Here is a 13,121-nt window from a genome sequence, read left to right as displayed (position 1 = left end):
AAGTTAAATAACGATTTATCAAAAAAGCCGTTCTTTCCTTTGGGAATGCGGCTTTTTTGTTGTTTGAGAGCGGTTCCTCCTGATATTAAAACAAGCAATAGAGGCCCGAATTTATATGAAAACTGTAAGTGACATAGATAGTCTAAACATCAAGAGGTGGGTATAAGTTAATAGATATTGGAAGGAGGTGGAAAATCGGTACTTTATAAATCACTCATAGGTGAAAAACCAAGTTCCTTTTTATGGTGTGATTTTTAAATTTTTTATTTATAGCACCTAATTTTTTTGTATGTATATACTACTCTTTAACAATCTCATTTAAAAGGGTAGATTAAATTGGTGAACAGGAAAAAAAGTGATCCTGAAAATATTTATAATGAATTAAATACACAATTAACGCAGTTTTTAATCGATATTATGATAAAGATTATTATTGGAGGTGGGGGTGCCGGAGCCACGGGAGCAACCGGGGCGACAGGAGCAACTGGGGTAACTGGAGTAACTGGAGCCACCGGAGCCACAGGAGCAACCGGGGCCACAGGAATAACCGGGGCTACAGGAGTAACTGGAGCCACCGGAGCAACAGGGGCAACCGGGGCCACAGGAGTAACCGGGGCCACAGGAGTAACTGGAGCCACCGGAGTCACAGGGGCAACCGGAGCAACAGGAGCAACCGGGGCCACAGGAGTAACCGGGGCTACAGGAGTAACTGGAGCCACCGGAGTCACAGGGGCCACAGGAGCGACAGGAGCAACTGGGGTAACTGGAGTAACTGGAGCCACCGGAGCCACAGGAGCAACCGGGGCCACAGGAATAACCGGGGCTACAGGAGTAACTGGAGCCACCGGAGCAACAGGGGCAACCGGGGCCACAGGAGTAACCGGGGCTACAGGAGTAACTGGAGCCACCGGAGTCACAGGGGCTACAGGAGTAACAGGAGCCACAGGAGCAACTGGGGTAACCGGAGCAACCGGGGCGACAGGAGCCACAGGAGCAACCGGAGCCACAGGAACCTTCTCCTCGGCCTATGGTTATGTTTTCAACACCGGAGCACAAACAGTAGCTTCTGGTGGAGATGTAACCTTCAGCACAAATGGTCCGTTAGCCGGTGGGGTAGCCCATGGATCTGGAACCCCGACAATCACCGTGGCAGATGGTGGGAGTTACCAAATATTGTATGAAGTTAATGTATTAATTAGTGGTTCCAACTCTTCAGTAGCCTACGCAACAGTCCTAAATGGTTCAGTTCAACCCTCCACCCGGTACGGCCAAATTGGTGGTCAGAATAATACAACAAGATTGGCTATGGGTCTTGCTATTTTAACGATACCGAGTGGTTCTACATTAACACTTCGTAATGTTGGAGCCACATCAGACTCACTTGTTACAACCTCTGATGGGGCAACGATTATTAATGCCTCCATACGGTTAACTAAACTTAGCTAGCGGGATTAACATCACATGGGTTATGATTCATTTTATGCGTCATAACCTTTAATATGGAAGGGGCGAATGATTTTATGGTCTCGGTAAGCCTTTGTATGATTGTAAAGGATGAAGAAGATGTTCTGGCGCGATGTCTCGATTCAGCAAAGGATTTTCTCGATGAAATCATTATTGTTGACACTGGATCGACGGATTCAACTAAATCAATTGCCCGTCGATATACAGATCAGGTTTTTGATTTCAAATGGGTTGATCACTTCGCTAAAGCACGAAATTTTGCCTTTCAACATGCAACAAAGGATTATATTTTCTGGTTAGACGCAGACGATGTTCTAACGCAAGAGGGTCAACAGGAATTTGTTAAATTAAAGGAAACACTTGACCCATCGATTGATTCCGTGACAATGGATTATTATCTTGCGTTTGATGAATATGGAAATGTAACATCCACTCTAAAAAGGAATCGGTTGGTTAAAAGAGAAAGAAATTTTCAATGGATTGGTGCCGTCCATGAATACCTTGAAGTAGGAGGTAATATTTTCAATAGCGAAATAGCAGTTATTCATAAAAGTGAGCACCACGACACGGATAGAAATCTTAATATTTACGAGAAGAGATTGTCTCACGGAGAAGAACTTTCAACTCGTGATTTGTATTACTTTGCAAACGAACTGATGGATCATCGTATGTATGAAAGAGCTATATATTATTATGAAAAGTTCCTTAAGACCAGAAAGGGTTGGGTGGAGGACAATATAGCCGCATGCGGAAAAATGGCTGATTGTTACCTGGAGTTGGGGAGACATGAACTGGAATTCAATTCGATATTGAGGTCCTTCCAATATGATAGACCACGCCCAGAGTTCTGTTGCCGATTAGGGTATCACTTTTTGCAAAAGAACGAACTCCGGACAGCGATATTTTGGTATGAACTCATTACAGATAACCAATCAAGAGATACCCTTGGGCAAGTCAATCTTGCCTGTTCAACTTGGCTGCCCCATCTGCAGCTTTGTGTTTGTTATGATCGCATAGGTGAATATAATTTGGCTTATCATCATAATGAACTAGCTCGCCAATATCGACCAGACGACCAGCTCATTTTATACAATAAGAAGTATTTGGAGCCTTTAATTGGACGTGGTGATGATGAAGAAAAATAAAAAGCGAATTTTGGTAGGATCCCCCGTCCATCAAAAACCAGAAATTTTAAATGAGTTTTTATTGTCGTTGACAGGTCTAAAAAGTGACTCTTTCGACCTTGATTTTTTCTTTGTTGATGATAACAACGATGAAAAGGCTACAGAGCTGCTTCTTGACTTTAAGCAACATAGGGAACGAGTAACTATTTACCAATCGAAACAGGAGGATGATTATTTTTGTGATGATCAAACCCATTACTGGAATGAACAACTTGTCTGGAAAGTAGCTAATTTTAAAAATAGGATTATCAAAAAAGCTGTGGAAGAACAATATGATTATCTATTTTTAATTGACTCTGATTTAGTGCTGCATCCTATGACGATGGAATATTTAGTGAAGGCCGATAAAGACATCGTTTCCGAAGTATTCTGGACGAAATGGCAGCCTGTATCAGAACCCCAACCACAAGTTTGGTTAGTTGACGAATATGGGCAATGGCATCAGGAACGCGGTGAGGAGCTTTCTGATAAGGAAATTGCTATCCGATACCAAAGTTTTTTATCTATGCTTAAAATTCCAGGTTTATATGAGGTTGGTGGTTTGGGTGCGTGTACCTTAATCAGTAAAAAGGCACTCACAATCGGGGTTAACTTTAACCCTATCAAGAACCTCTCGTTCTGGGGGGAGGACCGTCACTTCTGTGTTCGAGCAGCCGCTATGGGAATTTCGTTATACGTAGATACTCATGTTCCAGCCTATCATATCTACCGTAAAGATGATCTTAAAGGAATTGATAAGTTTAAAAATGAACATCAAGGTACCCTTCCTGATATAAATGTCATAACAGGGAATCAGGCTAAGCTGACACTTTCTATGGTTGTGAAAAACGAAAGTGATCGCTTTCTTAAACATGCTTTGAAGGAACATCGTAAATACATCGATGAAGCAGTCATTATTGATGATGGAAGCACAGATGATACGCTGGAACTATGTCTAGATGTTCTTAATGGGATTCCAGTGCACACAGTTGAGAATCAAATTTCGAAGTTTGCCAATGAAGTTGAATTACGGAAACAGCAATGGGCGGAAACAATAAAAAAAGAACCCGATTGGATTTTAAATCTTGATGCTGATGAAATCTTTGAAAAAAGGTTTGCTTATGAAATACATGATCTGCTTCAACAAACAAAATTCGATGTTTTTAGTTTTCGATTATATGACTTTTGGAACTCAACGCACTACCGGGAGGATGCACTATGGCGAGCCCATTTAACTTATCGTCCTTTCTTAGTGCGTCACCGGGAAGGGTTTGTACAGAAGTGGAAGGATACCCCTCAACATTGTGGACGCTTTCCGGAAAACATCTATGAACTTCCCAATAGTATATCTAACCTTCGCTTACAGCATTTTGGCTGGGCAAATCCAGATATTCGCCTAGAAAAATTCCGGCGGTATTCAGCTCTTGATCCCGAATCGATTCATGGCAATTCGGAACAATATCAGTCTATTTTGGATGAACATCCAAACCTAATCCGCTGGAAAGAATAAAGCATTGAAATACCAAAAAAAAAGACCAATCCGAATTGGATTTGGTCTTTTAATATGGAATATTTTTGGTGTTATTGGCCATCCCTACAGTATTGGACAAATTGGGTCTAAACAGGTAATACCAAGAAAGTGTCTTAAATTAACTGTCAGACAAATGCCGGTAGCTATAAAGTCTGTTATCGGGTCATCCTCCGGGAAGAAAGGACAAATCTTGCTGACATCATCACATGATCTAACCTCACATCCATCTGAAACGGGTAATAGTAACTCCAGTTTTACGCAGCAATCACTATTTTTAACAAATTGCTTGGCTCGAAAAATTGGTGTTTCTACACATCCAAAAAAAGCTTTTCCATCAGTATCTTCCTCAGATGCCTTAAATACGCCGCTTCCTATAAATGGTTCACAGGTTCCCGCACAGTACAGGATAAATGGAATAGTGTTATTTAAGGGACCTAGTTTAGTTTCTTTACCACGCAGTTGTTGGATGGAGCGATCGCAACTGGCACATCCGTCATTAAACATTTCATTCTGTGCTTTTATAATGTTTCTGACCTCATTACTTAAGCAATCATCGGATGTAGGTTTTGGTTTAACAGTTTCTTTGTGTTTGTTACAACCCATAAAAAAACCTCCTTATCGCTTTTTTATTCTCTATTAATATATGTAGGGCGTCTATAAGAGTTTGTATGGAAGTCCTAGACTATCCAAAAATGGGTTGCATAATGGTTTGGGAAATGCGTGATTGGTGAAGAATGGACTTCCCAGGGGCTGAAATAACAAAAATACTCTGATCTAATAACCAGAGTATTTAAATGAGCAAAATATAAGTTTATGCTGCTGTAGGGAAACGAACAAAGTTAATAGCATCTACTGAGATATACAGTTTGGTGTTCTGTCCATATCCGCTGCTAACATCAATGACTAGAGCGAGTTCCGCTGTAACAGTTGAGAGAATCCCTTCTATTAAATTGCTATCTGTAGCCACCTCAACGCCCGAACCAATACGTGATGCAAGTTCGGCAGCAAAAGTTTCTGCAAACATTACTATCCCTCCTTTATACTTCACTAACAAGTTCGATTTTATCAATGCGAACTAGGACTTGATCTCCGGAAGCTTCAATAATGACGATATAGTCATCTTTTACGACTAGCAATGTTCCAGTAACTGGACCAAAGGGAGTCGTGACCTGAACTTGTTCATTGACTAAGCCTACTAAAACTTCTCTGAGTGTTGTCGGTGTAGTAGGCGTAGTAGGTGGGGGCGTTGGAATAGTTCCCCCGCCATTGCCGCCTCCTACACCGATATCAACATCGACGTCTAATCCCGGTAAATCAAGCGAAACATCTGTGTTTAAACCGGAATTTGTGGATAGGTTTTGTGACAATTGGTTGAGCAACCCAAGCAGGGTTGTCTGTCTATTTGTTAGTGCCAACAATATTCATCCTTTCTATAATATTTCTCTATTTACTTTATGCCGATTTGATTTATCTGTAAGGGCATATACTTCGGTAATAGATAATTCCACCAATATCCTATAAAAGCCGTCCTAGACTATAATCTATAGCACGCTTACTTATCCAGGGAATATACTGTATAAACCAAGTAGCTGGAGGTGGATTTAATGAGTAATAAGGAAAATAAGAACTTATCAGGGAATGTTATTGATCTGCTCGTGGATTCAACACTAAAAAAGCATGGAATAAAGTTAGAACCGGAAAAACTAGACGATAAGCAAAAAGAGGAACTTAAAAATATGGTTAATAACCTAAGGAAGAGTGTGGAGTCATTAAATCAGGATAAGAAAGAAAGTAATGATTCATAGTTATTTAACTATAGAAGGTTGTTATCATTAACTTGAGCTGGAAACCCGGGTAATGTGCTTAATTATCCGGGTTTCCAGTGTGTCTGGTTAAGTTGTAAAGCTGATTCAACTTTTCCTACTAAAAATAGGTGTTCCGTAATGAGACAATCACCCTTACTCTTTTAAACTTTTTACATAGAATATTTTAAACGACAAGAAGGAGGAAAAATTATATGTCAAAAGCAAAAAGAAGAGCAAGACGTAATCGGGGTAGATCCATGATGGTAGATAGATATTCCAAACCTAGATATGATGACAAGTGTGACGAGTGTTACAGATCAGAATCAGATTATGACTCATGTGACAACCGTTACGAATCAGAGTGGGATTATGATTCATGTGACAAATGTCATAACTCGGATCATTGCTGCGATTCGTGTTACCAGAAATTTGAACATGACGAAAAGTGCAATAAATGGTGTGAAGAACCAAAAAAATGGAGTGCACTAGACCCTACAAGTCATCATCCTTTTGATACTGATGCCACAGTGGAACAGGACGCAGACGCAACATTGAATAACGTCCAGGAGTCTGTTGAATGCATCGTTATAAAAGACTCATGTGATGTTGAAGTATCAACAACAGATACCCAGGCAGCACTTAATGTTCAGGTAGCGCTTCAAGTTGCTATCGCTATCGTTATTAGCATATCAATTGCAGATAGTACGCAGGCTGACGAAGTAACACAAGATCTGTATGCGAAATTGAAATCTGCCCAGGTGAATAAGCAGCAAGTTTATATTGAGAATTCACGTGGCGTAAATGTTGCTACAACTGATACAGATATTGCAGTGAATATCCAAATCCTATTACAGATATTAATTGCATTGGTTGTTAGACTAGATGTTTTATAGAAACACAATGTGTGCAAAATAGTAAAATACCCCACTAAAGTAAAGGCCATATCCTATTTGGAGTGGCCTTTTTTGATTTTACTTTAAAAGATAAGAATGTATAAAATATGTCTAGCTCTAGCACCCAGAAGCTGCAGTCATAAGCAATGAACACTACGAACGCTACACCCCACCACGCACTTTTCCTTAATGTATCCTCTGCTATATCTATCTAACAGACAAGCGCCTTTTTTGCTAGTACTGCTACAAACACCGCCATTACTTATATTTTAATTCATAGAATGTAAGTAAAAGGAGGTGATAGATATGTTAGGTTTTTCTATGATTAAACTTACTCGGCAGCACAGTGAAAAGTTTGATAAGGAGATGCGTCAAAGATTACTTCATTTATATCGCCCTTTCCGTCGTATCCCTTGTTTTTTACACCGTCCAATCGAGAAGGCGTTAAAAAAGACGAAAAAGTTTCCGATAATTATTGAGTTCGAACAAGAGGCTGTTTCTTTAGACTCCTCATTAAAAAAGATTCAGGATTTAGTTAAGCCTGAATTCAGATCACAGATAAAGCATCACTTCCAAAGCACATCCAGCTGCTCAGCAGTTGTTACAGCATCCGCAATTGAGAAACTCATGATTAACGATTGCAGCATTAAGAAAGTGTATTATGACAGAGAGGTTAAGGCTCTGTTGGATGTTGCTTCTCCATCTATTCATGCCCAACAATTGAACGAACAAGGTTTAACTGGATCGGATGTCAACATTGCAATCGTTGATACGGGCATTCATCCACATCAAGACCTTACGCAGCCAGCAGACCGAATCATTGCCTTTAAGGATTTCATTAACAATAAAACAGATCCTTATGATGACAATGGACATGGAACACATTGCGCTGGAGATGCAGTCAGCAATGGTTTTTCTTCAGATGGAAAATACTGTGGTCCTGCTCCGGAGGCTGGTGTTATTGGTGTGAAGGTACTCAACCAAATGGGTTCGGGATCACTTTCCACAATTGTTTCTGGTGTTCAATGGTGTATCGACCATAAAGAAGAACACCAAATTGATGTGATTTCCCTATCTTTAGGAGCAAAGGCTGATGAGTCTGACTGTAATGACCCACTTGTTCAAATTGTCGATAAGGCATGGGAAAGCGGCATTGTAGTTTGTGTCGCTGCTGGTAATGCGGGCCCTGATCAAAGAACAATTGCAACTCCTGGAATCAGCTCGAAGGTTGTAACAGTTGGGGCAATCGATGACCAAAACACAATTGATCGTGCTGATGAAGAAGTGGCATCTTTCTCAAGCCGGGGACCGACATGTGGGGAAGAGTCAAAACCGGATTTATTGGCACCCGGGGCTAATATTATTTCTCTAAGGGCGCCCGGATCTTACCTTGATAAAATATCGAAATCAAGCCGGGTTGAAAAGAATTATTTTTCTTTATCTGGCACATCAATGGCAACTCCCATCTGTGCTGGCGTAGTCGCCCTTGTTCTTCAAGCATATCCGGAATACACCCCGGATCAAGTGAAACAACAACTAATGCAGGGATCGGTCGACCGAGGTCTGCCGGCCTATGTACAAGGAGCAGGGTATTTGGATGCCCAGAAAGTAATTAATAATGAATAGGAAAAATGAAGTTGAAACCAATTACCGAATAATGTTGCGGGCATTACCTTGCCTTTTGTACCTGGATAGCTTTTAATGCTTATATACTTTACTGATAGAAAATGATTGCAAAAAGGGGAAATACCAATGTTTAAATTGTATTTAGATCCGGGGCATGGCGGCAATGATCCGGGTGCTACCGGAAATGGTTTAAAGGAAAAGAACGTTACACTGGATATTGCTTTACGCATTCGTGATATTTTAAACAATGAATATCATAATATCGAAGTGAATATGAGTAGAACTACGGACACCTTTGTAAGCTTGGATCAACGGACGAATGAGGCTAACTCTTGGAACGCGGACTATTTTTTATCCATTCACTGCAATGCGTTTAATGGTTCAGCCTATGGTTATGAAGATTATATTTATAGCGGTTTGTCTGAAACCTCTCAGACCGCCCACTATCAAACTATCATGCATCATGAAATCCTAGACGTAAATGAATTAACGGATCGCGGGAAGAAACAGGCTAATTTTCATGTATTAAGAGAATCTGTAATGCCTGCACTGTTATCGGAAAATGGATTTATAACAAATGCCGATAATGCAGCTAAATTGGCTAATAGTTCCTACCGCCAAAAAATTGCCCGTGGACATGTCAATGGTCTGGAACGTGCCTTTAATCTTCAAAAGGTCTCATCGGCAACTTTGTATAAGGTGATAGCTGGTTCATTCAAGAAAAGGCAGAATGCAGATGAACGAGTAACTTATCTTGACTCGAAAGGTATTCCGTCTTTTATAAGTGAAACCACTGTATCCGGTGATACGTGGTATCGAGTTCAGGCCGGTGCATTTAGTAAGCGAAGTAACGCAGAACAACGGCTTACCGAAGTGAAAAATGCGGGAATCCAGGATGCATATATTTTAGGATATCAAGGTGACGAATCCGGTGTATCGGGATATAGTATCTTTGGCACTATGTTCTTATCACCTGAACAAATGGATTATTTTGTTCGAACCGTTAATCCCGATGCCCCAACACTTGGAACCTATTATTTAGCTTTTGGGAGATATTATGGACTTAGAGGCGATGTTGCATTTGCCCAAGCTGTTCACGAAACGAATTATTTTCGTTTTACAGGTGTGGTTAATGAAGAACAAAATAATTTTGCAGGAATAGGTGCGACGGGCCCAGATAATCCGGGAGCAAGTTTTGATACTCCAAGGGAGGGTGTCCTTGCGCACATGCAGCATTTGTATGCCTATGCGACTAAGAAACCCTTACTGGAAAAATATCAGCTGATTGATCCTCGATTTGAACTTGTTCAACGAGGAAGTGCAGAAAAATGGGAAGACTTAAATGGCAAGTGGGCCGTACCAGGTGACCAATATGGCCAAATGATTTTGGGTCTATATGAAGATATGGTCAATGCAAGCATTATTCAATTACAGAACGTTCTTAACCAAATAAAGGTATAAGTATCAGTTGGAAAAATCCTGAATCCATGCTAGCAAGTGGGATTCGGGATTTTTCATAACATTAGTATTTAATTTTACCCTAAGTAAGCAAAATTCTTTATCTTTTTAAAGTATAAAAAGATCCAAGTCATTTGACCAAAGGCTTGGCGAACGTAAAGTTTTCTAATGAATGCTGTTACCAATAAAAAATAAATATTAATAAGGGGGTCGTAATAATGATAAATGCAAATAAGTACTGGAAAGTGGTATGCCGTTATGGTCATGTAGGTAAAAGAAAAGAAATAACTGTTTCAAGGTATTTGGAAACAGATAACAAATGTAATTTGATGGACGTGCTGAAAATTGTTGCTGAGATGCCTGGAATTAAAAAAAGACAAACTATGATGTCATCCATAGTCAAAGCAGAACCTATTAGTAAAGAACAATACACGCATGGAAAAGAGGAAGAAAAACAAAATTTTTATTTACAAAGATTAAGGACGTACCGGCAGAACGGGAAAAATCCGATGCAAAATCGTGCCTATCCTTAAAGGAATTGTTTTCGGGCTTATAAACGTTTATGGTTGCCTTTTTTTCTGGGGAATCCTAATATAAAGATGTCTTATAATAGTTAAACTTTGAGTGGTTTTTAATATAAATGTAACGGAAATATAGACCGCCAGGCAATGGAGGGGAATGATAATATGTGTGGAAGGTATACGTTGCTAAGTGATGAGCTTGATATATTAAAGGAATTTGATGTACAGCGAATTGATTCGTACGAACCAAACTACAATATCGCACCGGGTCAACGGGTACTCGCAGTTATTCGTAATGGAAATGATAAGCGGGCGGGTTATTTAAAGTGGGGGCTTGTACCTTCTTGGGCCAATGATGAAAAGATTGGCTATAAAATGATTAATGCCAGAAGTGAAACCGTTCATCAAAAACCGAGTTTTAAAACGTTGCTGAAACGTAAACGATGTTTAATTGTAGCCGACAGTTTTTATGAATGGAAAAAAACGGACAAAACAAAACAGCCTAAGCGTATTCAGTTAGCTGATCGAAAACTATTTGCGTTTGCTGGTCTATGGGATAAGTGGGAGGATGGAGATCGGAATCTTTTCACATGTACGATCTTAACAAAAGAAGCAAACGGTTTTATGCAGGATATCCATCACCGTATGCCAATTATTCTTCCAAAAGATAAAGAGGATGAATGGCTATCACCAAATGAAATGGATCCAACTTCAGCTCATCAATTTTTGCAGTCAATCGATGTAGACGAATTAACAGCACATGATGTATCCAGCTATGTTAATGCAGCTAAAAATAATGATAAGACATGTATTGAACCCCTTGCAGATTAAAGGAACGGGGTACCAATTGTCTGGTAACCCGTTCTTGTTTTCTTGCTTATGCGTCCGCTTCTGACCAGCCGCCTCCGCTTTTTACAATCCAGCTGCGGCTCCTAGCGACTAGCAAATAGTTAGTCCTGATGAAGGTACGTAAAGTTCGACGTACCTTCACAGTCCTAACTATTTGTACGTCGCTAACCAGTCGCCTTCGCTTTTTATGCTGCTTTTGATCGTTTTCGTTCTTTTTCTTCTTCTTTGGCAACTTTTATGAACTTTTTCGTCTCGTATACTACCACTCCTGAGAGGCCGAGCAAGCCGATTAAGTTCGGTATTGCCATAAGTGCATTCATAATGTCGGCGATGCCCCAAACGATACCTAGTTTCTCAATGGCACCGTAGAATACAACTAACACGAACACTATGCGATAAATGGGAACTGCTTTATCATTAAACAAATAACTGAAACACTTTTCCCCGTAATAAGACCAGCCAACAAGTGTTGAAAATGCGAATAATACAATACCGATTGTAACGATATAACCGCCTGTTGAACCAAGGAAATGGGCAAATGAAGCCGCAGTTAAATCTCCTCCATTTAGAGTTGAGCCCGCGTACATATCGGCCATGACAATTGTAATTCCTGTGATAGAACATACTATTATCGTATCAATCAGCACCTGGGTCATCGAAACTAAAGCCTGACGTCCGGGATAGTCGGTTTTTGCTGCAGCTGCAGCAATTGGTGCCGACCCAAGACCTGCTTCGTTTGAGAACACACCTCGTGCTACACCATATCGTATTACTGTACCCAAGATACCTCCACCAATGGCACTACCAGTGAATGCATCATTGAATATTAATGCAATTGCGCTTGGTACAATGTCTAAATTCATAATAATAATGATTAATCCGCCTATTACATAAAATAACGCCATAACTGGAACAAAAAACGCTGTGACGCGACCAATACTTTTTATTCCGCCTAAGATAACCAAACCAGTTAAAACAGTCAGTAAAATTCCGGTAACCCATGTTGGGATACTGAAAGAACGTTCTAATGCATCTGAAACCGAATTTGACTGAACCATATTACCGATTCCAAACGCCGCTACTGCCCCGAAAATTGCAAAAAGAACCCCAAGCCATTTTGCCTTTAAACCACGTTCTAGGTAATACATTGGTCCACCGGACATTTCACCGCGGCTGTTCACTACACGGTATTTAACTGCGAGCAGTGCTTCTGAATACTTTGTAGCCATTCCAAACAGCGCACTGATCCACATCCAAAATACTGCCCCTGGCCCACCAAGCACAACAGCTGTTGCGACACCAACAATGTTACCGGTTCCAATAGTGGCCGCCATAGCCGTTGTCAGTGCCTCATAGTGACTAATATCTCCCTTAGACGCTTTATCCTGCCGCTTTGGACTGAACGCAAGTCTTAACGCATAAGGAAGTGTCCGGAACTGTAAAAATGCTAACCTAATGGTTAAATACAGACCTGTTCCAACTATTAGTATCAAGGTTGGCGGTCCCCAAACAAAACTACTTATATTGCTAATGATCTCATCCATGTTACTCCCCCTTTGTTCACTTTTAGTATTATGTGCCTATAGTAAATATTCCGAAAATTATAGAGAAAAGTCAAGAGATATTTTGAACTTTTTCACTTTTATTGATAAGATGTTAGTTTAATTATTTCTTTTGAGGGAAAAAGTAAGATAGAATTAACTTGATTCTGAGGGAATTAAGGCAGTTTATTGCTTCAGTTGCGAGAAAATGGTTCAAGTATCAAGGGTATGATAAAGTTAATAGTGGAATGTTAAATAGTACGTCTATTA

General features: G+C 40.2%; 12 protein-coding genes and 1 pseudogene. 9 read left to right on the top strand and 4 right to left on the bottom strand.

The annotated features are described in order from the left end of the window. The first annotated feature begins 339 nt into the window (after positions 1 to 339). The 3 genes from CFK37_RS02220 (at position 340) to CFK37_RS02210 (ending at position 4,137) form a co-directional block, all read left to right on the top strand. On the top strand, positions 340 to 1,446 hold the full coding sequence (locus tag CFK37_RS02220; RefSeq protein ID WP_245837292.1) for a collagen-like protein: 1,107 nt from the start codon (positions 340 to 342) through the stop codon (positions 1,444 to 1,446). 74 nt (positions 1,447 to 1,520) lie between these two features. Further along, positions 1,521 to 2,609: a tetratricopeptide repeat-containing glycosyltransferase family 2 protein gene (locus CFK37_RS02215; protein ID WP_089060371.1), complete on the top strand. Its 1,089-nt coding sequence runs from the start codon at positions 1,521 to 1,523 to the stop codon at positions 2,607 to 2,609. Then, positions 2,587 to 4,137 carry a glycosyltransferase family 2 protein gene (locus tag CFK37_RS02210; protein WP_342746753.1) on the top strand — a complete coding sequence of 517 codons (1,551 nt, stop codon included), beginning with the start codon at positions 2,587 to 2,589 and terminating at the stop codon, positions 4,135 to 4,137. Before CFK37_RS02215 ends, CFK37_RS02210 begins: the two co-directional genes overlap by 23 nt. 84 nt (positions 4,138 to 4,221) lie before the next feature. Here CFK37_RS02210 and CFK37_RS02205 read toward each other — a convergent pair whose 3' ends face one another. The 3 genes from CFK37_RS02205 to CFK37_RS02195 all read right to left on the bottom strand — a co-directional run bounded on the left by CFK37_RS02205 (position 4,222) and on the right by CFK37_RS02195 (position 5,573). Further along, complete coding sequence (locus CFK37_RS02205; RefSeq protein WP_089060369.1) at positions 4,222 to 4,761, bottom strand: CotY/CotZ family spore coat protein; 540 nt, start codon at positions 4,759 to 4,761, stop codon at positions 4,222 to 4,224. A gap of 208 nt (positions 4,762 to 4,969) precedes the next feature. After that, positions 4,970 to 5,182: a hypothetical protein gene (locus CFK37_RS02200; RefSeq protein WP_089060368.1), complete on the bottom strand. Its 213-nt coding sequence runs from the start codon at positions 5,180 to 5,182 to the stop codon at positions 4,970 to 4,972. Between the two features lie 13 nt (positions 5,183 to 5,195). Then, positions 5,196 to 5,573 carry a DUF2642 domain-containing protein gene (locus tag CFK37_RS02195; protein WP_245837291.1) on the bottom strand — a complete coding sequence of 126 codons (378 nt, stop codon included), beginning with the start codon at positions 5,571 to 5,573 and terminating at the stop codon, positions 5,196 to 5,198. Between the two features lie 189 nt (positions 5,574 to 5,762). Between CFK37_RS02195 and CFK37_RS02190 the strand changes: the two genes are divergently transcribed. From CFK37_RS02190 to CFK37_RS02165, 6 genes and pseudogenes are all read left to right on the top strand, one after another. Continuing rightward, complete coding sequence (locus CFK37_RS02190) at positions 5,763 to 5,963, top strand: hypothetical protein (protein ID WP_089060366.1); 201 nt, start codon at positions 5,763 to 5,765, stop codon at positions 5,961 to 5,963. Between the two features lie 437 nt (positions 5,964 to 6,400). Further along, positions 6,401 to 6,856 (top strand): annotated as a pseudogene (locus CFK37_RS02185) (spore coat protein); the annotation flags it as partial. Between the two features lie 306 nt (positions 6,857 to 7,162). Next, positions 7,163 to 8,482, top strand: a complete 1,320-nt coding sequence (locus CFK37_RS02180; RefSeq protein ID WP_089060365.1) for a S8 family peptidase — start codon at positions 7,163 to 7,165, stop codon at positions 8,480 to 8,482. 126 nt (positions 8,483 to 8,608) lie between these two features. Further along, on the top strand, positions 8,609 to 9,943 hold the full coding sequence (locus CFK37_RS02175; protein WP_089060364.1) for an N-acetylmuramoyl-L-alanine amidase: 1,335 nt from the start codon (positions 8,609 to 8,611) through the stop codon (positions 9,941 to 9,943). Positions 9,944 to 10,158: 215 nt separating this feature from the next. After that, positions 10,159 to 10,473, top strand: a complete 315-nt coding sequence (locus CFK37_RS02170) for a hypothetical protein (protein ID WP_089060363.1) — start codon at positions 10,159 to 10,161, stop codon at positions 10,471 to 10,473. Positions 10,474 to 10,626: 153 nt separating this feature from the next. Further along, entirely contained in the window at positions 10,627 to 11,292 is a 666-nt protein-coding gene (locus tag CFK37_RS02165; protein WP_089060362.1) for an SOS response-associated peptidase, read from the top strand. A gap of 203 nt (positions 11,293 to 11,495) precedes the next feature. Here the strand turns inward: CFK37_RS02165 and CFK37_RS02160 are convergent, their stop codons facing one another. Continuing rightward, positions 11,496 to 12,854: an alanine/glycine:cation symporter family protein gene (locus CFK37_RS02160; protein ID WP_089060361.1), complete on the bottom strand. Its 1,359-nt coding sequence runs from the start codon at positions 12,852 to 12,854 to the stop codon at positions 11,496 to 11,498. Positions 12,855 to 13,121: the final 267 nt, after the last annotated feature.

Source organism: Virgibacillus phasianinus (assembly GCF_002216775.1).
Taxonomy (GTDB): domain Bacteria; phylum Bacillota; class Bacilli; order Bacillales; family Amphibacillaceae; genus Virgibacillus_F; species Virgibacillus_F phasianinus.
This window is presented reverse-complemented; position numbering and strand designations above follow the sequence as displayed.

Bases quoted from the DNA above. Each gene is read 5' to 3' on its own strand.
- CFK37_RS02215 (WP_089060371.1), top strand. From the start codon at position 1,521: ATGGTCTCGGTAAGCCTTTGTATGATTGTAAAGGATGAAGAAGATGTT.
- CFK37_RS02205 (WP_089060369.1), bottom strand. From the start codon at position 4,761: ATGGGTTGTAACAAACACAAAGAAACTGTTAAACCAAAACCTACATCC.
- CFK37_RS02200 (WP_089060368.1), bottom strand. From the start codon at position 5,182: ATGTTTGCAGAAACTTTTGCTGCCGAACTTGCATCACGTATTGGTTCG.
- CFK37_RS02190 (WP_089060366.1), top strand. From the start codon at position 5,763: ATGAGTAATAAGGAAAATAAGAACTTATCAGGGAATGTTATTGATCTG.
- CFK37_RS02180 (WP_089060365.1), top strand. From the start codon at position 7,163: ATGTTAGGTTTTTCTATGATTAAACTTACTCGGCAGCACAGTGAAAAG.
- CFK37_RS02175 (WP_089060364.1), top strand. From the start codon at position 8,609: ATGTTTAAATTGTATTTAGATCCGGGGCATGGCGGCAATGATCCGGGT.
- CFK37_RS02170 (WP_089060363.1), top strand. From the start codon at position 10,159: ATGATAAATGCAAATAAGTACTGGAAAGTGGTATGCCGTTATGGTCAT.
- CFK37_RS02165 (WP_089060362.1), top strand. From the start codon at position 10,627: ATGTGTGGAAGGTATACGTTGCTAAGTGATGAGCTTGATATATTAAAG.
- CFK37_RS02160 (WP_089060361.1), bottom strand. From the start codon at position 12,854: ATGGATGAGATCATTAGCAATATAAGTAGTTTTGTTTGGGGACCGCCA.